The 21,480-nt window shown below is 62.6% G+C and carries 18 protein-coding genes and 1 pseudogene; 9 read left to right on the forward strand and 10 right to left on the reverse strand.

Annotated features, from left to right (window positions below):
- Positions 1-42: 42 nt before the first annotated feature.
- Genes NN662_RS12270 through glyA form a run of 4 tightly spaced genes read right to left on the reverse strand, consistent with a single transcriptional unit; the run spans position 43 to position 3,520 of the window.
- On the reverse strand, positions 43-648 hold the full coding sequence (locus NN662_RS12270; protein ID WP_261930532.1) for a riboflavin synthase: 606 nt from the start codon (positions 646-648) through the stop codon (positions 43-45).
- A complete protein-coding gene (ribD, locus tag NN662_RS12275) occupies positions 649-1,740 on the reverse strand; it encodes a bifunctional diaminohydroxyphosphoribosylaminopyrimidine deaminase/5-amino-6-(5-phosphoribosylamino)uracil reductase RibD (protein ID WP_261930533.1) in 1,092 nt (363 codons plus the stop codon).
- A 4-nt stretch (positions 1,741-1,744) separates the two neighbouring features.
- On the reverse strand, positions 1,745-2,221 hold the full coding sequence (nrdR, locus tag NN662_RS12280) for a transcriptional regulator NrdR (RefSeq protein ID WP_261930534.1): 477 nt from the start codon (positions 2,219-2,221) through the stop codon (positions 1,745-1,747).
- Positions 2,222-2,230: 9 nt separating this feature from the next.
- Positions 2,231-3,520 (reverse strand): serine hydroxymethyltransferase, encoded by a 1,290-nt coding sequence (gene glyA / locus NN662_RS12285; RefSeq protein ID WP_261930535.1) that lies wholly within the window; start codon positions 3,518-3,520, stop codon positions 2,231-2,233.
- 231 nt (positions 3,521-3,751) lie between these two features.
- Between glyA and NN662_RS12290 the strand changes: the two genes are divergently transcribed.
- A complete protein-coding gene (locus NN662_RS12290) occupies positions 3,752-5,011 on the forward strand; it encodes a glycosyltransferase (protein WP_261930536.1) in 1,260 nt (419 codons plus the stop codon).
- Positions 5,012-5,096: 85 nt separating this feature from the next.
- Here the strand turns inward: NN662_RS12290 and NN662_RS12295 are convergent, their stop codons facing one another.
- From NN662_RS12295 to NN662_RS12305, 3 genes and pseudogenes are all read right to left on the reverse strand, one after another.
- A complete protein-coding gene (locus tag NN662_RS12295; protein WP_261930537.1) occupies positions 5,097-6,422 on the reverse strand; it encodes a murein L,D-transpeptidase in 1,326 nt (441 codons plus the stop codon).
- Positions 6,423-6,721: 299 nt separating this feature from the next.
- A pseudogene (gene ldtR / locus NN662_RS12300) lies at positions 6,722-7,246 on the reverse strand (transcriptional regulator LdtR); the annotation flags it as partial.
- Between the two features lie 119 nt (positions 7,247-7,365).
- Positions 7,366-7,803, reverse strand: a complete 438-nt coding sequence (locus NN662_RS12305; RefSeq protein ID WP_261930539.1) for a DUF6163 family protein — start codon at positions 7,801-7,803, stop codon at positions 7,366-7,368.
- Positions 7,804-7,923: 120 nt separating this feature from the next.
- Between NN662_RS12305 and hemB the strand changes: the two genes are divergently transcribed.
- The 4 genes from hemB to NN662_RS12325 all read left to right on the forward strand — a co-directional run bounded on the left by hemB (position 7,924) and on the right by NN662_RS12325 (position 12,324).
- Positions 7,924-8,937, forward strand: a complete 1,014-nt coding sequence (gene hemB, locus NN662_RS12310; protein ID WP_261930540.1) for a porphobilinogen synthase — start codon at positions 7,924-7,926, stop codon at positions 8,935-8,937.
- A 76-nt stretch (positions 8,938-9,013) separates the two neighbouring features.
- Positions 9,014-9,472 carry an RDD family protein gene (locus NN662_RS12315; RefSeq protein ID WP_261930541.1) on the forward strand — a complete coding sequence of 153 codons (459 nt, stop codon included), beginning with the start codon at positions 9,014-9,016 and terminating at the stop codon, positions 9,470-9,472.
- Between the two features lie 212 nt (positions 9,473-9,684).
- Positions 9,685-11,511: an SLC13 family permease gene (locus tag NN662_RS12320; RefSeq protein ID WP_261930542.1), complete on the forward strand. Its 1,827-nt coding sequence runs from the start codon at positions 9,685-9,687 to the stop codon at positions 11,509-11,511.
- 30 nt (positions 11,512-11,541) lie between these two features.
- A complete protein-coding gene (locus NN662_RS12325; protein WP_261930543.1) occupies positions 11,542-12,324 on the forward strand; it encodes an arginyltransferase in 783 nt (260 codons plus the stop codon).
- Between the two features lie 46 nt (positions 12,325-12,370).
- On the opposite strand, the gene parC is transcribed toward NN662_RS12325, so the two are convergent.
- Positions 12,371-14,617: a DNA topoisomerase IV subunit A gene (gene parC / locus NN662_RS12330; protein ID WP_261930544.1), complete on the reverse strand. Its 2,247-nt coding sequence runs from the start codon at positions 14,615-14,617 to the stop codon at positions 12,371-12,373.
- A 250-nt stretch (positions 14,618-14,867) separates the two neighbouring features.
- On the opposite strand from parC, the gene NN662_RS12335 reads away from it, so the two are divergent.
- Positions 14,868-16,073 carry a hypothetical protein gene (locus NN662_RS12335; RefSeq protein WP_261930545.1) on the forward strand — a complete coding sequence of 402 codons (1,206 nt, stop codon included), beginning with the start codon at positions 14,868-14,870 and terminating at the stop codon, positions 16,071-16,073.
- Positions 16,074-16,149: 76 nt separating this feature from the next.
- Here NN662_RS12335 and aspS read toward each other — a convergent pair whose 3' ends face one another.
- The gene (gene aspS, locus NN662_RS12340; RefSeq protein WP_261930546.1) at positions 16,150-17,940 is read right to left on the reverse strand and encodes an aspartate--tRNA ligase; all 1,791 of its coding nucleotides are present in this window, start codon (positions 17,938-17,940) and stop codon (positions 16,150-16,152) included.
- Between the two features lie 145 nt (positions 17,941-18,085).
- The gene (locus NN662_RS12345; RefSeq protein ID WP_261930547.1) at positions 18,086-18,700 is read right to left on the reverse strand and encodes a TetR/AcrR family transcriptional regulator; all 615 of its coding nucleotides are present in this window, start codon (positions 18,698-18,700) and stop codon (positions 18,086-18,088) included.
- 101 nt (positions 18,701-18,801) lie between these two features.
- On the opposite strand from NN662_RS12345, the gene NN662_RS12350 reads away from it, so the two are divergent.
- The 3 genes from NN662_RS12350 (at position 18,802) to NN662_RS12360 (ending at position 21,470) form a co-directional block, all read left to right on the forward strand.
- Complete coding sequence (locus NN662_RS12350; protein ID WP_261930548.1) at positions 18,802-19,233, forward strand: ABA4-like family protein; 432 nt, start codon at positions 18,802-18,804, stop codon at positions 19,231-19,233.
- 3 nt (positions 19,234-19,236) lie between these two features.
- Positions 19,237-20,088, forward strand: coding sequence for a hypothetical protein (locus NN662_RS12355; protein WP_261930549.1), 852 nt, complete (start codon positions 19,237-19,239; stop codon positions 20,086-20,088).
- 122 nt (positions 20,089-20,210) lie between these two features.
- A complete protein-coding gene (locus tag NN662_RS12360; RefSeq protein WP_261930550.1) occupies positions 20,211-21,470 on the forward strand; it encodes an MFS transporter in 1,260 nt (419 codons plus the stop codon).
- Positions 21,471-21,480: the final 10 nt, after the last annotated feature.

Consider the following 21,480-nt stretch of genomic DNA (forward strand, 5'->3'; position numbering starts at 1 on the left):
CTGCATTCCTCGGAATGCGGGGGTTTTCGCGTGCGGAATGCGCTATTTGAACTCCGCCAGCCGAGCCGCGTAGCGGGCCATCGTATCGACCTCGAAATTGACCTCGTCACCCGCCTTGCGCTCGCCCCAGGTGGTGACCTCCAGGGTGTGGCGGATCAAAAGCACGTCGAAGTCCGTGCCGTCGACCTTGTTGACCGTCAGCGAGGTGCCGTCGAGCGCGATCGAACCCTTCGGAGCGACGAAACGGGCGAGCCCCTGCGGCGCACGCAGACGGAAGCGGACGGCGTCGCCTTCCGGTTCGATCGACAAAATCTTCGCGCGCCCGTCGACGTGACCGGAAACGATGTGGCCGCCGAGTTCGTCGCCGATCTTCAGCGAGCGTTCGAGATTGATCTTCGTGCCCTCGCCCCAGCCGGCGATGGTGGTCAGCCGCAGCGCTTCCTCCCACGCCTCGACCTCGAACCAGCGGTCGTTCGATCCGTCTTCGGGCAGGCGGGTCACCGTCAGGCAGACGCCGGAATGGGCAATCGACGCGCCCATGTCGATGGTCTTCGGGTCGTAATTGGTGGCAACCCGCAACTTCACGCCTTCGTTCATCGGTGTTGCGGAAACGACGGTGCCGATATCGGTGACAATTCCGGTGAACATTCAGGCGACCCTTTCATAGACGCGCCGCAGGTCGGCGCCGACATGGCCCGTCTTCACGAGACGGAAATCGTCCGGCATATGGGACGGATCGAGCGGCGCGGCAATACCGTCCTCTCCGATCTCTGCCGGCCCGGAATAGAGAATGGCGCAGTCGACGAGGTTTGCTGCCAGAAACCGTTCGGCGGTCTTCGCGCCACCCTCCAGCAGGATCGAGGAAATGCCGCGCGAGGCAAGCGCCTCCAGGAGCGCCAGCGGATCGTCCGGCGTGCAGGACACCACCTCGACCCCGGCCTCGGCGAGTGCGGCCCTGCGTGCCTCGAACTCCGGAAAATCCTCGCTGCCGGCGACGGCGATGACCGGGACGCGGCGAGCCGACTGGACCAGCCTGGAGCCGAGCGGCAGGTCGAGCCTGCGGTCGATGACGATGCGTTGCGGCGAGCGGTCTTCCCAGCCCGGCAGGCGGCAGGTCAGCTCCGGATCGTCGGCAAGCGCAGTGCCGATGCCGATCATGATGGCATCGCATTTTGCCCGCAGACGATGGACCTCGGCGCGCGCCTTGTCACCGGTGATCGCCACCTGCCCGGCGCCGTGCCGGCCGATCTTGCCGTCGGCGGAAATCGCCATCTTGAGAATCACTTGCGGGCGCCGCTTCAACTGCCGCGACAGGTAGCCGGAAAGGTCCCGCTCCCCTTCCCGCTCCAGGAGGCCCGTCTCGACCTTGATGCCGGCCTCCTCCAGCCGCTTCAGGCCGCGGCCGGACACCCGCGCGTCCGGATCAGCGACGGCGACAACGACGCGGACGATGCCGGCAACCACCAGCGCATCCGCGCAAGGGGGCGTGCGACCGTGATGGGAACAGGGTTCAAGGGTCACGTACGCGGTCGCGCCCCGCGCCGCCTCACCGGCAATGTCCAGCGCCTGCGTCTCGGCATGCGGTCGGCCGCCACGCGCGGTCACCGCACGCGCGCCGATTCTGCCATCCTTGACGATGATGCAGCCGACGGAGGGGTTCGAACCGGTCAGGCCCTGGTGGCGGCGTCCGATGCTGAGCGCCGCAGCCATGAACCGCCTGTCGTCCGGCGTGAAGCCCATGGGCTCAATCCAATGCGTGATCGCGGCCGATCTTGGCGTTGATCTCTTCAATCACCTTCTCGAAGTCTTCCGCATGCGAGAAATCGCGATAGACCGACGCGTAACGCACGAAGGCGACGTCATCGAGCGCCTTCAGCGATTCCAATACCTGCAGGCCGATCTGCTCGGACGGGATCTCGACCTCGCCGGAGCTTTCCAGCCGCCGGACGATGCCGGAAACGGCGCGCTCGATCCTCTCCTCGTCGACCGGGCGCTTGCGCAGCGCGATCTCGAAGGAGCGGACCAGCTTGGAACGGTCGAACGGCACCTTGCGGCCGGTCTTCTTCAAAACCGTCAGTTCACGCAGCTGGACGCGCTCGAACGTGGTGAAGCGTCCGGCGCAATCCGGGCATATGCGCCGGCGGCGGATGGCCGTGCCATCCTCCGCCGGACGGGAGTCCTTGACTTGCGTGTCGAGCGATCCGCAGAAGGGACAGCGCATCCTCGCTCCTTACATGTAGGGGTACATCGGGAAGCGGTCGGTCAGGCTGACCACCTTGCCGCGCACCGCTTCCTCGACGGCGGCATTGCCCTCGTCCGAATTGGCGACCTTGAGGCCATCGAGCACTTCGATGATCAGGTTACCGATTTCCTTGAACTCGGCTTCCTTGAAGCCGCGCGTCGTGCCGGCCGGCGCGCCGAGGCGAATACCGGAGGTAACGAAGGGCTTTTCGGGGTCGAAGGGAATGCCGTTCTTGTTGCAGGTGATGTATGCGCGGCCAAGGGCTGCTTCGGCGCGCTTGCCGGTCGCGTTCTTCTTGCGCAGGTCGACCAGCATCAGGTGGTTGTCCGTGCCGCCGGAGACTACATCGACGCCGCCTGCGATCAGGGTGTCGGATAGCGTCTTGGCGTTCTTGACGACCTGTGCGGCATAGTCCTTGAATTCCGGCTGCAGCGCTTCGCCGAAGGCGACGGCCTTGGCGGCGATGACGTGCATCAGCGGGCCGCCCTGCAGGCCGGGGAATACGGCCGAGTTAACCTTCTTGGCGATCGTCTCGTCGTTTGTCAGGATCATGCCGCCACGCGGGCCGCGGAGCGACTTGTGCGTCGTGGTGGTGGCGACGTGGCAATGCGGGAACGGCGACGGATGGACGCCACCGGCGACGAGGCCGGCGATGTGCGCCATGTCGACCATCAGGTAGGCGCCGACCGAATCGGCGATCTCGCGGAAGCGCTTCCAGTCCCAGATGCGGGAATAGGCGGTGCCGCCGGCAATGATGAGCTTCGGCTTGTTTGCCTTGGCCTTGGCTTCGACTTCGTCCATGTCGAGCAGGTTGTCGCCTTCACGCACGCCGTAGGAAACGACGTTGAACCACTTGCCGGACATGTTGACCGGCGAACCGTGTGTCAGGTGACCACCGGAGTTGAGGTCGAGGCCCATGAAGGTGTCGCCGGGCTGCAGCAGCGCCAGGAACACGGCCTGGTTCATCTGCGAGCCGGAGTTCGGCTGGACGTTGGCGTATTCGACGCCGAAAAGCTTCTTGGCGCGCTCGATCGCCAGCTCCTCGGCAATGTCGACGAACTGGCAGCCGCCGTAATAGCGCTTGCCCGGATACCCTTCGGCATATTTGTTGGTCATGATCGAGCCCTGCGCTTCCAGGACGGCGCGCGAGACAATGTTCTCGGAGGCGATCAGTTCGATCTCGTGACGCTGGCGGCCCAGCTCCTTCTCGATCGCGCCAAAGATATCCGGATCGGTTTCGGCAAGCGTGCGGGTGAAGAAGGCGTCTGATGCGGTCATCGTGGGTGGCTCCTGCTGTGGCCTGAAACTGAAGTAGGCGAATGGCGTATTACCGCCCGGACCGGGCAAGAGCAATACAGGGCGTGATATTTGCGCATCAATCCGCAGCGCATGCGCCCGTTTGCGTCACCCGCCCGCCCCGCATGCGTCTAAACGCACCCGGCAAGAGCGCTCCACACCCTTGACTGACAACGCAAAACCTCAAATATGCGCGCGAGCTACGATGAGGGCATGAATTTGATCGAGACTGCCACAGCATCGCCCAAGGTCGTCGAAATCTTCTATTTCGATGCCGGCGGCGGCCATCGCAACGCAATGACGGCGCTCAGCCGCCTGATTGCCGACAGGCACCCCGACTGGACCGTCATCCCCGTGGATCTGCAAAAGCAGCTCGAACCGATCGACCCGGTCCACCGGCTGACGCGGGCGGTGACCGGATCGCTGTCGAAGCTCCTGACCCCGGTCGCGCCACGCATCTCCATGGAGCCCTGGCAGGCGCAGGACATCTACAACAACGCGCTGAAACGCGGCGCCACCCGCGGCATGGGCACGATCCTGCCGGTCCTTCAGGCCTTCATCCGCCGGCAATCGGCCGACATCGAGCGGCTGCTGGCGGCGCGCTGGAGCGATCCCCACACTCCCCGCCCCGATCTCGTCGTTTCCGTCATTCCCAATTTCAACCGGGTGATGTTCGCAGCGCTGCGCAAGGTCCACGGGCATGTGCCCTATGTGACCGTGATCACCGACATGGTTGACTGCCCGCCGCATTTCTGGATGGAAGACCAGGACCAGATCATGGTCTGCGGCACGAAGAAGGCCTTCGAGCAGGCCGTCTCGACGGGTTATTACGCCAAAGACCGGATCCACCTTGTCTCCGGCATGATCCTCAAGCACTCCTTCTACGCGCCCTCCCAGGACAACGGGCTGTCGCGCCAGTCGCTGGGCCTCGATCCCGACCTGCCGACGGCCCTCATCATGTTCGGCGGCAACGGTTCGTCGAAGGCGACGGAGGCGATCCTCGAGCAGTTCTCGCAATCGAAGCGAAAGATCCAGGCGATCGTGCTCTGCGGCAAGAACGGCAAGCTCCTGGAAGCGCTCGCCGACCGGCCCCGCTGCCATGCCGTGGGCTTTGTCTCCAACGTCGCCGACTACATGCGGCTTGCGGACTTCTTCATCGGCAAGCCCGGCCCCGGCAGCATCAGCGAGGCCGTTCATATGGGCCTGCCGGTGATCGTCGAGAAGAACACCCACACGATGCCGCAGGAAAAGCCCAATCCGGACTGGGTGGACGAAAACCGACTCGGGATCGTCGTCAGCAGCTTCCGGCGCGGCATCACCGAGGCGACCGAACGGCTGCTCGACAATCTCGACAGCTACAGGGCCAATATCCGCACCAACATTCCCGAGAACCGCGCGGTTTTCGAGATCGTCGACATTCTGGCCGCAACGCTTGCAGATGCGGAGAAGAAGGCCGACGCGCTGCCCTCCTGATCCTTTTTCACCGTAACGCAAAAAAGGCAGGCTCCTCGCGGAAACCTGCCTTTTTGAACTTCAGGTCTTCCCGGAGACCGCAGCCTTACTGCTGCGGCACCTGGTCGTCCTCGACCGAACCGGAGATCTGCTCAATGCCGGAGGTCGTGTTGAGCGCCAGCTCGTTGGCGCCGTCCATCTTGTAGATGTCGTCGCGGAACTGCACGACGCGGTCCTTGGCGGACCATGCGGTGATGTAGACGAAATGGACCGGCACTTCCTGGGTCAGCTCGATCGGATTGTTCTGGCGGCTCTGGATGACCGCCTCGATCTGCTGGCGGGACCAGCCGGGCGTGTCGCGCAACAACCAGGTGATGAGGTCGCGCACGTTCTGAACACGCACACAGCCGGAGGATTCGAAGCGCATCAGCTTGTTGAACAGGCCCTGCTGCGGCGTGTCGTGCATGTAGACGGAATACTGATTGTGAAAGTTGATCTTCGTCGAGGCCATGGCGTTGTTGGCGCCCGGGTCCTGGCGGAACATCAGGTTCGGGGCCTTCTCGGCGTTCCAGTCGACGGTCGACGGATCGACTTCCGTACCCTTGGCGTCGAACAGACGGATGTTGTTCTTCGTCAGATATTCCGGATCCTTACGCATCAGCGGCATGATGTCCTTCTGGATGATCGAGCGCGGCGACGTCCAGTAGGGGTTGAGGATCACTTCGTAGATCTTGGAATCGAGGATCGGCGTCGGGCGGCTGATGCGGCCGACGATCGCCGTGTTGCGGAGCGCCACCCGATCGTTCTCAACGGCTTCAATATAGGCGGCCGGAATGTTGACCATGACGTAGCGCTGACCGAGATCCGGCGACATCTCCTGAAGGCGCTTCAGGTTGGTATTGAGCTGCGCCAGACGGACATCGGCGGTGATGTTCATGGCCTTCAGCGTGTATTCGCCGAGAACGCCGTCTTCCGGCAGGCCGTGGCGGCCCTGGAAGCGCTTCACCGCGCCGTCGACGTAGCTGTCATAGGCGTCGGAAACGCCTGCCGACTGCGGCAGGTCGCCGGCAACGATCAGGCGCTGGCGCAGGTTGCGCACCGTAGGATCGACCGAGCCGAGACGCAGCTTCTGGCTGCCGTCGACCATCGGCCAGCCCCCATTGGCGACGATCATCTGGTAATCGGAAATCGCCTGGCTGATATTGGAGACCGCGGACGGGCCCAGCACTGGATTGTTGGAGACGACCGCAACGGCCTGACGCGACGAGTTGCCGTCGAACTGGTCGTCCCAGTTGCCGCGCTCCGGGGCGTTGATCAGACTGTCGAGCACCGACTGGGCATTGGCGCGGCCGGTCGCTGCCAGCGCGCCGATGCTTGCGGCAGTGCCGAGGAACGCGCGGCGGGAGAACGGATTGGAATTTTTTCTCGACATCAGATGAGGCTCTTCAATTCATTCGCGTTTGGCTGTTCGGTCGTACCGCCGCGAGAGGCTCGCGAAGCGGATTTTCATGCGCATTTTCTACCCCGACGGGCGGCGAATGGCCACCCTTATCCGGAAATAAGCGACGAATGCATTTCGTCAATTTCGCGTGGGGAAATTTCGCTCGCTGTTTCACACGGCAATATGGCCGTTTCGTGTCTGCCTGCGGGCATGCCCAGTCGGGCGAAGCGCCAAAAACGCGAAAAGCCGGGGTGTCCCCCGGCTTTCATCAAAGGCCTGCCGACAGCAGATTACATGCGGTAGGCAATCGAGTCGTTCCAGAAGCGGTCGAGGCGCTGCAGCAGACGGTTCATCTGGCCGAATTCGTCTTCGCCGATGCCGCCGACCTTCTGGATCGAGCCGATATGGCGTTCGTAGAGCTTTCCGACCACTTCGGCGATCTCCTGGCCCTTGTCGGTCAGGCTGATGCGGACCGAACGACGGTCGACACGCGAGCGCTGGTGGTTGATGAAGCCGAGGTCGACCAGCTTTTTGACGTTATAGGAGACGTTCGAGCCGAGGTAGTAGCCCCGCGAGCGCAGCTCGCCGGCGGTCAGTTCGGAGTTGCCGATGTTGAAGAGCAGCAGCGCCTGAACGGCGTTGACATCACTGCGGCCCTGGCGGTCGAACTCGTCCTTGATGACGTCGAGGAGACGGCGGTGTAGCCGCTCGACCAGGTGCAGGGATTCCATGTAGAGGTCGCGGATCGCGTCTTCGGCATTGGCATCGGTCTGGCCGACAGATTTGGTCTGAAGATTGGTGTTCATGATACTGCCTCACTGTTTTGTTTGGCGGTGTCTGGTTCTTCCCGCCTTGAGTGAGACCCTATCGAATACACATAAAATTCTACTTAAAACGCAGGCTTAACAGGCTGTTACCAAAAGCCGAGTGCGTTTCAGGGTGAATCAACCGTTACATCCCGACCATGCTTGTCCTGCTCGCGCCAGATCAGGAAACGGAAGAGACAGTAGACCACGACGACGGTGGCGTGCATCGGGAAAATGACCCAGTTCGAGCCAAAAGACGACGCCCAGAGACTGTACATCAGCATCTGCGTGCTGGCGGCCAGCACCCAGACCACGACGCCCCACGACACATTCACCCACAGCCCCAGAGAGGCGATCGGAAACAGCACGGCGAGCGCGCTTGCCGCCGTGCGCCACGGCACGGACAGGAGATCGAAGCGCCCGCGACCATCGAGCGAAAAGCCGACGAGCATGGCCCAATACTGCAGGCCGAACCAGAAGCATGCGACCGCGATCAATCTCAGGAAGAGAAGGAAGAGTCGCTCCGTGAGCGTCGGCTGCGCCTTGGCGTGAGAATCAGAGTACATGGCCGAACGATAATGGATAATGCGGCATCATGCCTATTGCCTCCCCTTCCCCCTGCGGTTCTTTTCTGGTTTTGCCCGTGATAATGAACCGACACACTATAGCAGAACGGACGGAACAAGATGACGGACAAGACCCATATCGTCGATGAGATCACCGGCCACCGCCGCATGCGGCGCAACCGCAAGGCGGACTGGACGCGCCGCCTGGTGCAGGAGAACCGGCTGACGGTCGACGACCTGATCTGGCCGATCTTCCTCGTTCCCGGAACCAACATCTCCGAGCCGATCCCGGCCATGCCCGGTGTGAACCGCATGAGCGTCGATGTCGCCGTCGAAGCGGTTAAGGAAGCCGCCGATCTCGGCATTCCGGCCGTCGCCACCTTCCCAAACATCGAAATGGACCTGCGCGACCAGACCGGATCGAACATCCTCGACGCCAACAACCTCCTGAACCAGGCGACGGCTGCCTTCAAGAAGCACGTGCCCAACATCGGGGTGATCACCGACGTGGCGCTCGATCCGTTCACCAGCCACGGTCATGACGGCATCCTGCGCGGCAACGAGATCGTCAACGACGAGACGGTGGACCTCGTCGCCCGCGCTGCCGTGATGCAGGCCGATGCCGGCTCGGACATCATCGCGCCTTCCGAAATGATGGACGGGCGCATCGGCGCCATTCGCCGCGCACTCGACGCGGCCGGGCACCAGAATGTCGGCATCATGTCCTATGCGACGAAATTCGCCTCGGGCTGCTACGGCCCGTACCGCGAGGCGATCTCGACCGGCGGCCTGCTGAAGGGTGACAAGAAGAGCTACTACATCGATCCGGCCAACGGCACCGAGGCGATCCGCGACGCCGCGCTCGACGTCGAGGAAGGCGCCGACATGCTGATGGTCAAGCCGGGGCTCCCCTATCTCGATATCTGCTGGCGCATGAAGGAGGCATTCGGCCTGCCGGTCTTCGCCTATCAGGTTTCGGGCGAGTATTCGATGATCAAGGCGGCCGCCGCCAATGGCTGGATCGACGGCGAGCGCATGATGCTGGAGACGCTGCTCTGCTTCAAGCGCGCCGGCTGCGACGGGATATTGTCCTATTTCTCGGTCGAGGTAGCAAAAATCCTGGCGAAGGGATAGCGGAGCCCGCCGAGGAACTTGCAGTTGCCCGGCATCGTTCCCAAATAGAGGCGAGAACGATAGTCCGGAGACGAAAATGGCACTGCCCGAAGTTCAACCCTATGGCCCGCGCGACGAATGGCAAGCCTATAGCGGCATCTTGAGCCGCCGCGTGCTTGCCTTCCTGCTCGACTACCTGATCGTTCTGCTGCTGTGCATTCCGGCAGCGGTGATCGTCGCCTTCATCGGCGTCGTGACGCTCGGTCTTGGCTTTCTCCTGTATCCGGTGCTGTTCTTCCTGGTTGCCGGTCTCTATTTCGGCATGACGCTGTCAGGCCCGTCGCAGGCTTCCCTCGGCATGCGGGCGATGAACACCCGCATGGTCCGCCTTGACGGTCGCCGGATCGATTTCCTGACGGCCCTGGTACACCTCGTGCTGTTCTGGATCTTCAACTCGGTGCTGACGCCGCTGATCCTGCTGGCCGGTCTCTTCACCGAGCGTGGCCGCCTGCTGCACGACCTGCTGCTCGGAACCGTCGTCATGCGCACCGACTGACGAAAAGATACCAACCTGCCTCCCAAGCCGAAGCCGCCCGATCACAATCGGACGGCTTTCGTCATTTTTGAAAAAGAATTTTCCGTTTGCCGCGCCGGTGGAAACGGATAGTCTGTCCCGGCTCGTGCCCTGACATTAAATATCTCTGCAGATACCGGGGCATTCATATTCGGCATCAGGACACCGTACGGGGACTTTGGCGGAAGGCTTGAATGGCTGATTTTCATATTGTCGTTACGTTTCTCATCATTGCTGCCACCATTCTTGCATTTGCCTCGGACCGCTTTTCCATCGAAGCGGTGTCGCTCGGCACGCTTGCGGCACTGCTGATCACCTTCGGGCTCTTCCCGATGCCGCTCGACGGCGGCGGCACCTTCAGCGTCAACGCCCTGCTCGAAGGCTTCGGCAATCCGGCGCTTGCGACGGTCATCGCGCTCCTGATCATCGGCCAGGGGCTCTTTGCCACCGACGCGCTGGAGGCCCCTGCCCGCTTCCTCGGCCAGCTCGGCGGCAACAAGCCGTGGCGAACGGTCATCATCATTCTCTGCGTCACCGGCTTCACCAGCGCCTTCCTCAACAACACGCCGGTGGTGGTGATCTTCATTCCAATCCTCGCCTTCATTGCCGCAAAACAGAAGGTGCCGTCGGCCAAGGTCTTCATGCCGCTGTCCTTCATCACCATTCTCGGCGGCATGACGACACTGATCGGCTCGTCGACAAACATGATCGCCGCCGGCATCGCCTCGAAATACCATGTCGACATCCGCATGTTCGACATGAGCCCGATCGGGCTCATCCTGGCACTGGTCGGCTCGATCTATGTGCTTTTCCTTCTGCCGAAACTCCTGAAGGAGCGGCCGTCGCAATCGACGCAGCAGACGATGAGCGGCGCGCAGTTCCTCGGCGAAATCGTCATCACCAGCGGCCATCGCTTTGCTGGCATGCAGTCCAAGGCCGGTTTCTTTCCGGACATCAAGAACCTGACGCCGCGCCTTCTGCTTCGCCGCGACGTGCCGATCCTGCCGCCCTATGACGGCGTCATCCTCGAGCCCGGCGACAAGCTGATCGTCACCGGCACACGCAAGGCCTTCATGGAAGCGATCGCCAAGGGCGAGAAGGGCCCGGCGCTCGAACACTCCAATGCTCCGGGCGAAACGCTTGCCGATCCGGCACCGCCTGCCGCCGACTACCATCTGGTGGAAGCGGTGATCGCACCCGGCTCGCGCTTCGAGGGCCGCACCATCCAGCTCTCCGGCCTGCAGCCGCAGTTCGGGGTGGCCGTCTTCGGCGTTCAGCGCAAGAGCCGCATGGCACGAACGGCGCTGTCCGAAGTCCGTCTCGAGGCCGGCGACACGCTGCTGCTCGGCGGGCCGCTGGAAGCCATCGAATCCATGCGCGGCAACCACGACATCCTGCTGCTGGAACATTCGGCCGAAGCCGTACCGCAGCGGCAGAAGGCGATCCTCGCCGCGCTGATCTTCGCCGGCATCGTCTTGCTGTCAGCCTTCGACGTGTCGCCGATCGTCGTCAACGCCATTGCCGGCGCCGTCCTGATGATCGCCACGGGCTGCCTGACCATCAATCAGGCGAGCCGCGCCTTCGACAAGCAGATATTTCTTCTGATCGGCACATCCATCGCCATGGCGACGGCGCTGGAATCAACCGGCGGCGCACACCTGATCGCCACCGAAACCGTGTCGTTGATGGACGGTGCGCCGCCGTCGGTCATCCTCTCGGTCCTGTTCCTGCTGATGGCGGTGATGACAAACGTCCTGTCCAACAATGCGGTCGCAGCGCTGTTCATGCCGATTGCGCTCGACATCGCAAACAAGGTCGGCGTTTCGCGCGAAGCCTTTGCGATGGCTGTTATTTTTGCCGCCAACTGCTCGTTTGCCACACCCATCGGCTATCAGACGAACCTGCTCGTCATGGGCCCGGGCCACTACAGTTTCGCGGAATTCATCAAGGCCGGCACGCCGCTCGTCGTCATCATTTGGTTGACGTTTTCAATAGTTGCGCCATGGTATTATGGTTTCTGATCTTCGAAACCAAGGATCCGCAAGCCTCAGATGAACACACGAGTCGCGACCTCCCCGCAGTTCTACCTGACAGCGCCAGCCTCATGCCCCTATCTTCCGCGCGAAATGGAGCGCAAGGTCTTCACGCATCTCGTCGGCCCGCGTGCCTCCGAGCTCAATGACCTTCTCACGCAGGGTGGCTTCCGCCGGTCGCAGAACATCGCCTATCGTCCGGCCTGCGAGACCTGCCGGGCCTGCGTTTCCGTGCGCATCCTCGCCGACGAGTTCAAGCCGACACGCTCGATGAAGCGCATCCTAGCGGCGAACAAGGACGTGGTCGCGACCGAACTGCCGCCGCAGCCGACCCCCGAGCAATACTCGCTCTTCCGCCGCTATCTTGACGATCGCCACCAGAAGGGCGGGATGTCGGACATGTCCTCGCTCGACTATGCGATCATGGTCGAGGACACGCATGTGACGACGCGGCTGATCGAGTACCGCATCCGCGAGCCCGGCGACGGGCTGGGCGGCGAGAAGAAGGGCGAACTGATCGCGGCAGCCCTGACCGACGTCATGTGCGACGGCCTGTCGATGGTCTATTCCTTCTTCAATCCGGAACTGGAGCGTCGTTCGCTCGGCTCGCTGATGATCCTCGACCATATCCGCCGCACCAAGGCGATGGGCCTGCCGCATGTCTATCTCGGCTACTGGGTCAACGGCTCGAAGAAGATGCACTACAAGACCCGCTTCCAGCCGCAGGAACACCTGATGCCCAGAGGCTGGCAGCGGTTCGTACCGGATGCCGAACAGGAATTCGACGATAGCCAGGAGTAAGGCGAAGGCCGCTATTCAATATCTCAGCGGCCGTCCCTCAACGTCTTCAGAACTTGCCTGACCTTGGGAAGCCCTTCGGCACGAGCCGTCCGGCGGTGGCGCGGTCGCCGAGCCATTCGGTGAGCTCCTCGCGCTTGCGCACGAAGGTGCGGCCGGCGCTGTCGTCCCAGGTCAGCCCCTCCTCCATCGCAAAGCAACGGACATCGGACACGCCGCCATCCTTGTAGCGCTGCAGGCGTACGCCCTTGCCGCGCGCCATTTCCGGCACCTGCACCAGCGGGAAGACCAGCATCTTGCGGTTCTCGCCGACGACGGCGACGTGGTCGCCCTTGACGTCCACGGCAAGTCGCGTTTCGTCCGGCAGCGACACGTTCATGATCTGCTTGCCCTTGCGGGTATTGGCGATCATGTCGCTTTCGGCGACGACGAAACCATTGCCGGCCGTCGAGACCATCAGCCGCTTGCGCTCCGGATCATGGACAAACGCGGTCAGCATGTCGTGCCCGGCCTCCATATCCACCATCAGGCGCAAGGGCTCGCCGTGGCCGCGGCCTCCCGGCAGCTTGTCGGCGCCGAGCGTATAGGCCTTGCCGCCGGTGGTAATCACGAGAATCTTGTCGGTCGTCTGGGCGTTGAAGAACACGCCCATCTTGTCGCCTTCCTTGAAGGTCAACGACGAGACGTCGGACATGTGGCCCTTCAGCGCGCGGATCCAGCCCTTTTCCGAGATGACGACGGTGATCGGTTCCTTCTCGATCATCGCCTGGTGGATGGCCTCGTCATCGGCCTCCGGGGCGTCGGCAAACTGGGTGCGGCGGCGGCCGAGCGGGGTCGCCTTGGCATAGGTCTTCTTGACCTCGCCGATCTCCCAGGCAACCGTCTGCCACTGCTTTTCTTCCGATCCGAGCAGAGCTTCGATGCCGGCCTTTTCCAGCGACAGCTCGTCGTGTTCCTTGCGGATCTCGAATTCCTCGAGCTTGCGCAGGGAGCGCAGCCGCATGTTGAGGATGGCTTCGGCCTGGATGTCGGTGATGGAGAAGCGCTCCATCATCACCTGCTTGGGCTCGTCCTCCTCGCGGATGATACGGATCACCTCGTCGATGTTGAGGTAGGCGACCAGCAGGCCGCCGAGAATTTCCAACCGGCGCTCGATGGCGGCAAGACGGAAGCGCGAGCGGCGGATGAGCACGTCGCGGCGATGCGCCAGCCATTCCAGCAGCACCTCGTTCAGCGCCATCACCTTGGGCACCTTGCCCATCGACAGCACGTTCATGTTGAGCGAGATGCGGCTTTCGAGATCGGTCAGCTTGAACAGCGACTCCATCAAGAGCACGGGATCGACGGTGCGGCTCTTCGGCACCAGCACGATGCGCACGTCCTCGGCCGATTCGTCGCGAATGTCTTCCAGAAGCGGCAGCTTGCGCGCGATCAAGAGTTCGGCGACCTTCTCGATCAGGCGCGACTTCTGCACCTGATAGGGAATTTCGGTGACGATGATCTGGAAACCGCCGCGGCCGAGATCCTCCGTTTCCCACTTGGCGCGGACGCGAAAGCCGCCGCGGCCGGTCTTGTAGGATTCGATGATGCTCTCTCGGCTCTCAATGATAATGCCGCCGGTCGGCAGGTCCGGGCCGGGCATGAACTCGATCAGCTTCTCGATCGTGGCGTCCGGATGCTTGATGAGGTGCAGTGCCGCGTCGCAGATTTCGTGCGCGTTGTGCGGCGGGATCGAGGTCGCCATGCCGACGGCGATGCCAGACGCACCGTTCGCGAGCAGGTTCGGGAAGGCGCCCGGCAGGACGACCGGCTCCTCGTCTTCCTCGTTGTAGGTCGGGCGCAGGTCGACGGCATCCTCGTTGATGCCTTGCAGCAGGAGCGCCGCGACTTCCGTCATGCGCGCTTCTGTATAGCGCATGGCGGCCGCGCCATCGCCGTCGATATTGCCGAAGTTGCCCTGGCCGTCGACGAGCGGATAGCGGATGGCGAAATCCTGCGACAGTCGCACCAGCGCATCGTAGATCGAGGCGTCGCCATGCGGGTGGAACTTACCCATGACGTCGCCGACGATGCGGGCGCACTTCTTGTAGGCCGAATTGGGCCGAACGCCCATTTCGCTCATCGCATGGACGATGCGGCGGTGGACCGGCTTCAGGCCGTCGCGCACGTCCGGAAGCGCCCGGTGCATGATGGTCGACAACGCGTAAGCGAGGTAGCGCTCCTCGAGCGCCGCCTTCAGATCGACCGGCTGAATGTGATCGCCGCCGTCACCCGGCGGTACAAGCGATTTCCCCATGTTTCCTGACTATCCGGGATCGGCAGCGGGAGCAAGAAAGGTGACGCAATCCCCTGTGGATTAAGGCGTTCGGCATTCCGGCCCGGTTTTGGCGCCGCTTAAGGCTTCGTTAAACCCGCCCGCCGACGTCTCGCTCGCCGCTATTGCGCCGTATTCGTTGGTGACATACTGGTTTGCATCTGATCGCGTATAGCGGAGATGACGCGACGGGCAATACTGTACCCGTACACCATTCTATTCTGGGGGTTTCATGTTCCATTACAGAAAAACAAGACTGCTCCTGGCCGGCGTTGCTTTCGCGGCCATGAGCTCGTCCGCCTTAGCGGTCGACGGCAACAAGCTCTTCGATCACCTGAGCAAGAGCTACGAGGCCCAGGGCGGCCTGACCCTGAAGGCACAGGACGTGTCGACCAGCGGGTCGAACGTGACGCTGTCCGGCGTCAGCATCACCGTACCCGGCGAAGCCAAGGAAATTCCGCTCGGCAAGATCGAGCTCACGGATGTCGAGGAAGCCGGCGACGGCGGCTACACGATCGGCAAGGCGACATTCGACAATGTCGACTTCAGCGACGACAAGTCCTCGTTCAAGGCGCGCGATATCGAGGTTTCGTACATCACCATACCGGCCGAGGCCAGCCAGAACCCGACCAGCCTGTCGGACATGCTGCTCTATCGCAACATCCATGTGGGCCCGATCACCGCCGAGGACAAAGGCGCGAAGGTCTTCTCCATGGACGGCATGGACATGAACCTTGGCGTCGACAGCGACAACAGCACGCTGACCTTCGACTACACCGGCAATGGCGTGTTCATCGACATGTCGAACGTCAAGGACATGGATCCCAAGGCGCGCGACAAGATGCAGGCGCTCGATCTCATGCAGGTCACCGGGACGTTCTCGGGCAACGGCAGCTGGAACTCGGCGAGCGGCATGCTCGACATGCAGTCGATGGCCTACGACTTCGACAAGGTCGGCAAGCTCGATATCGGCCTGTCGATTTCCGGCTACACGCTGGAATTCGTCAGAGCCCTGCAGGAAGCCACCAAGACTGCCCAGGCCGGCGGCAACACGCCGGAATCCCAACAGGCTGCCGGCATGGCCATGCTCGGCCTGATGCAGCAGCTGAGCTTCGTTGGCGCGACGATCCGCTTCGACGATCACTCGATCACCAAGCGGGCGCTGGACGTCGCCGGCAAGGAACAGGGCATGTCGGGCGAGCAGATGGGGCAGATGCTCAAGGCCATGGTGCCGATCGGCATGGCGCAGCTGCAGATTCCGGAACTGCAGAACATGGTCAGCCAGGCGGTGAACACCTATCTGGACAACCCGCAGAACATCACCATCTCGGCAAAGCCCGCCGACGCCGTCCCCTTCCCGATGATTATGGGCGCTGCCATGGGCGCGCCGAAGACGCTGCCGCAGGTGCTCGGCGTCACGGTTACGGCGAACGACTGAACGGATAACGAGCGACAAATGAAAAACCCCGGCGGAGCGATCCGCCGGGGTTTTGTTGTGTTCACTGAAAGGACGGTCAGTCCTTCTTGGCCGTCGGGATGACGCGCAGCGCCAGTTCGCGCAGCTGCTGTGGGCTTGCTTCCGAAGGAGCGCCCATCAGCAGGTCCTGGGCCTGCTGGTTCATCGGGAACAGCGTGATCTCGCGCAGGTTCTTCGCACCGACGAGCAGCATGACGATGCGGTCGATGCCGAATGCGGCGCCGCCGTGCGGCGGCGCGCCATACTGGAAGGCGCGGTACATGCCGCCGAAGCGCTCTTCGACGTCCGCCTTCGACAGACCGACGATCTCGAACGCCTTGACCATGGTTTCCGGCGACTGGTTACGGATCGAGCCCGAAGCGATTTCGAAGCCGTTGCAGACCGCGTCGTACTGGTAGGCCTTGATCGTCAGCGGATCCTGGTTCTCAAGGGCTTCCATGCCGCCCTGCGGCATGGAGAACGGGTTGTGCGAGAAGTCGACCTTCTTCTCGTCCTCATTCCATTCGTAGAACGGGAAGTCGACAATCCAGCAGAGTTCGAAACGGTCGCGATCGACGAGGTTCAGTTCCTCGCCGGCGCGGGTGCGGGCTTCGCCTGCGAACTTGTAGAACTTTTCCGGCACGCCGGCGACGAAGAAGCAGGCGTCGCCGTCATCAAGGCCGAGCTGCGTGCGGATCGCGTCGGTGCGTTCCGGACCGATGTTCTTGGCAAGCGGACCGGCGCCCTCGAGGCTCTCGCCTTCCTTGCGCCAGAAGATATAGCCGAGACCGGGCTGGCCCTGGCTCTGGGCCCAGGCGTTCATGCGGTCGCAGAAGGCGCGGCTGCCGCCGGTCTTGGCCGGGATCGCCCAGACCTCTACCTTCGGGTCGCGCTCGATCATGCCGGCGAAGACCTTGAAGCCGGAACCGGCGAAATGCTCGGTCACGGCCTGCATTTCGATCGGGTTTCTGAGGTCCGGCTTGTCGGTGCCGTACTTGCGGATCGCGACGTCATAGGGAATGCGCGGCCAGTCCTTGGTCACCGGCTTGCCTTCGGCGAAGCGCTCGAAGACCTCGGTGATGACCGGCGTCATGGTGTTCCAGACATCTTCCTGGGTGACGAAGCTCATTTCCAGGTCGAGCTGGTAGAATTCGCCCGGCAGACGGTCGGCGCGCGGGTCTTCGTCGCGGAAGCACGGCGCGATCTGGAAGTAGCGGTCGAAACCGGCGACCATCAAAAGCTGCTTGTACTGCTGCGGAGCCTGCGGCAGCGCGAAGAACTTGCCTTCATGAATACGGCTCGGCACCAGGAAGTCGCGCGCGCCTTCCGGCGAAGAAGCCGTCAGGATCGGCGTCGTGTATTCGGTGAAGCCGGCAGAGGCCATGCGGTTGCGCATGTCGGCGACGATCTGCGTGCGCTTGACGATGTTCTTGTGCAGCGTCTCGCGGCGCAGGTCGAGGAAGCGGTAGCGCAGGCGAACGTCTTCCGGATAGTCGGGCTCGCCGAAGACCGGCAGCGGCAGTTCCTTGGCCGCCGACAGGACTTCGATTTCCTCGGCATAGACCTCGATCTCGCCGGTGGGCATGTTCTTGTTGACGGTATCTTCGGTGCGCGCCTTCACCTTGCCGTCGATGCGGATCACCCATTCGCCGCGCACGGTTTCGGCCATCTTGAAGGCCGGACTGTCCGGATCGGCGACGACCTGGGTCATGCCGTAATGGTCGCGCAAATCGATGAAGAGAACGCCGCCATGGTCGCGAACGCGGTGAACCCAGCCGGAAATGCGGGCGGTCGATCCGACGTCGGACTTACGAAGGGCGGCGCAGGTATGGCTGCGGTAACGGTGCATGGTTTGATCCTGCATATTCTTGATGGGGACCCGCAAAGGCGGAGTCTCGGGCGTTTTAAATCGCGCGGACAAGCGCATGGCACGCCGGATTTGTCAAGGCTCGCGGTCAAAACCGATGCTGGTAGGCGCTGTTTTAGCCAAGCCCTCAGTCCTTGACGTCCATGGGCAACAGCAGTCCGGCCAGATCGAAAGGCGGCGCAAGCGCCGCGCCGGTGACTGCGCTGTCGGCCGCAATTTTCTGGTCGATCACCAGATGCGCGTAACCATGAATGTGCGACCAGACCAGATGTTCGATGGATATGCGTCCTTGCGGCGTGTCCACACCCATCCGGATGGCAGCCGGCTTGCAGATGTCGGCCAGCACCTGACGTGCGGGCTGCGCCGCCTCGCCGAGTCTCGGATCGTCCCAATCGAGACTGTTCTTGTTGAACATCAGCCGAAACAGATTCGGATGGGACACTGCAAACGCCAGATAGCCGCGCATGGCGCCGCGCAGTTGATCGGCATCGTTGGCATCACTCATCCGCATGGCGTCCAGCATGGATGCCCGAAACCGGATGAAGCCTTCGATCGCCATCGCATTGAAGAGGTGACGGAGTGTGGGAAAATGATGCTCCGGCGCGGCATGGGATACCCCGACGCGGGCGGCGATCTTGCGCAGGGATGTTCCCTCCAGCCCCACTTCCTCCAGCATGGCCAGACCCGTGTCGAACAGGGCCTGCCTCAGATCACCATGATGATATGCTGTCTTGCGCGCCATGCCACTTCATAGTCCGGAGACGGGAGCACTGTCAAAACCTTATCTTGACAGCGCCCAGATTTACGATAGGCTAATCTTGTCACTGCCAAGATGAGGTTTCGATGTCCTTCGATATGGTGTTCTCGGCGGCTAGCACGCTCGCCATGTGCGGGTGGCTGGCGCTTGTCTTGCTGCCACGCTGGCCGGCACTGATCGCTTTCCTGCGATACGCAGTGATCGGCATTCTCGCGCTGGCTTATGCCACGCTCATCCTTGTCTACTTCTTTCGCATACAAGGGGGCGGCTTCGGTTCGATTGCCGAGGTTCGGACGCTGTTTTCCAGCGACGCGATACTGCTTGCCGGCTGGATACACTATCTCGCCTTTGACCTCTTCATCGGAACATGGATCGCGCTCGAAGCGGACAAGCATGGCACCAACCGCATCCTGCAGGCGCCAATCCTGATTGCCACATTCCTGTTCGGCCCCCTGGGGCTTTTGATCTTCTACGTCACGCGCGCCGCGGACATGGCGCTCAGCAAGAGAAAGGCCTGAGCCATGAGCCTGTTGTCTGGTCAATCCCCTGCCCCATTGTCCGGGCAAGTCTGGGCCTTCCGCTCCGACACTTCCAGCGCTCACAACCTGCTGATGATCGCCATCGGCATCCAGCTTGCGCTGATGTTGCCGAGCCTTGCCGCCTTGGTGCTGGACGACAGACTGCTCAACGGCGTCAGCGTCTGGAGCAAACCGCTGAAGTTCCAGGCCTCGCTGATCATGATGCTGGGCACGCTCGCCGTTCTGCTGCCGCAAATCGAGACCACGTCGAGAAACGGCTGGGGCGTATGGATCGCCTGCCTGGTCGCGGCAATGACGGCGACGGGAGAGATCCTTTACATCACCCTTCAGGCTGCCCGCGGCCGGGCCTCACATTTCAATTCCGAGACACAGATCGAAGGATTGGCCTATAGCCTGATGGGGATTGGTGCGGCCTTGCTGGTGCTCTCCAGTCTCGTGCTCGGCCTCTACCTTTTGACAAGGCCGGCAGCGGATGCCTCGCGCGGATTGCAGCTTGGCGGCGGCTGGGGACTGGTGCTCGGCAGCATCTTGACGCTCATCACGGCCTTTGCCCTCGGCAGCGGCCAGATCGGCGGTCCGGGCCATTGGGTCGGCGGGGTTCGCAGCGATGCCGGCGGTCTCATGCTCTTCGGCTGGTCGCGAAGCGGCGGAGATCTCAGGGTGCCGCATTTCTTTGCCACCCACATCATGCAGGCCTTGCCGATCCTAGGGGTTTTGCTGGAGGCGATTGCGCCGCGACTGCTGATTCCAGGATTGTTTGCCGGCAGCCTGTTCAGCATCGCGGTCGTCGCCGGCACCTTCATTCAGGCGGTCATGGGGCGACCGTTCCTGTGAAGCCTCATGGCAGGGCGAAGCGGTGTCGGGAAATGATGACATTCCAGCGAGACAACCGACATCGTTTCCGGTTATAGACATTGACCGTGCGCCGCAGGCGCTGACCCTCTGCAAAGCATGCCATGCCACAGATCCGCGCCCTCATCCCCCTGCTCATCGCCGCCGGCATCCTGATCGGCGGCAACGGCATGCAGGGCACGTACATTCCGCTGCGCGGTGCCTATGAAGGCTTTTCCGTCACCCTGATCGGCATCATCGGCGCGGGCTATTCGCTCGGCTTTGCCATCGGCTGCATCTACATCACCCGGCTGTTGCGGGCGATCGGCCATATCCGCCTGTTTGCCGCGCTCGCCGCCATTGCGGCCAGCGCGTCCTTGTCCATGGCACTGCTGATCGATCCGGCCTTCTGGTTCCTGATGCGCTTCCTGACCGGCATCTGCGTCGCCGGCCTGTTCGCGACGGTCGAAAGCTGGATCAACGCCAAGGTCACCAACCAGACGCGGGCGCGCACGCTGTCGATCTACCGTTTCGTCGACCTGTTCTCCGTCACCGCCGGGCAGTATCTGATCCCGGTCGCCGGCATTCCGGGCTTTGCCGCCTTTGCGGTGATATCGATGGCGACGACGCTGTCGCTGGTGCCGATCTCGATTGCCGACAAGTCGAGCCCGGCACCGCCGGGCGCCGTCAAGTTCGACGTGCGCACCATCTGGCAGGTTTCGCCGCTCGCCGTCGTCGGCGTCGTCGTGGTGGGCCTGACTATGGCCGCCTTCCGCTATGTCGGGCCTCTCTACGCCTCGAATGTCGGCTTCTCCGTCGCCGAGGTCGCGAGCTTCATGAGTGCCGGCATCATCGGCGGCGTCGTGCTGCAATATCCGCTCGGGCATTTTTCCGACCGCATCGACCGGCGCAAGATCCTGCTGGTGACCACGGCCGGCGCTCTGATTGCCGGCCTCTATCTGGCGATCGGCGCCGGCAACAGCGAGTGGCGCAACATTGCCGGCGTCTTCATCTTCGGCGCCTTCGCCATGCCGCTCTACTCGCTCTGCTCCGCCCACGCCAACGACTTCGCAAAGGACGGCCAGCATGCCTCGATTGCCGCGGGGCTTCTGTTCTTCTGGTCCGTCGGGGCAACGATCGGCCCGTTCCTCGCCTCCGTGATGCTGCAATTCTTCGGACCGCATGCGCTCTTCTGGTACACGTCCGTCATTCAGGCCGCCTTCATCGGCTACACCGTCTATCGCATGTCGGCGCGGGCTGCGATCCCGGCCGGCGAGCGGCGCTCGCGTTTCCGCGCGCTTTTGCGGACGTCTCTCTACTTCAGCAAGCTTGCCACGCCGCCCGCCGAACGCGACGGTGGCCGCAAAAGCGGGCCAAGCGATTGACATCACGGCC

The organism is Rhizobium sp. NRK18, assembly GCF_024385575.1.
GTDB lineage: Bacteria > Pseudomonadota > Alphaproteobacteria > Rhizobiales > Rhizobiaceae > JANFMV01.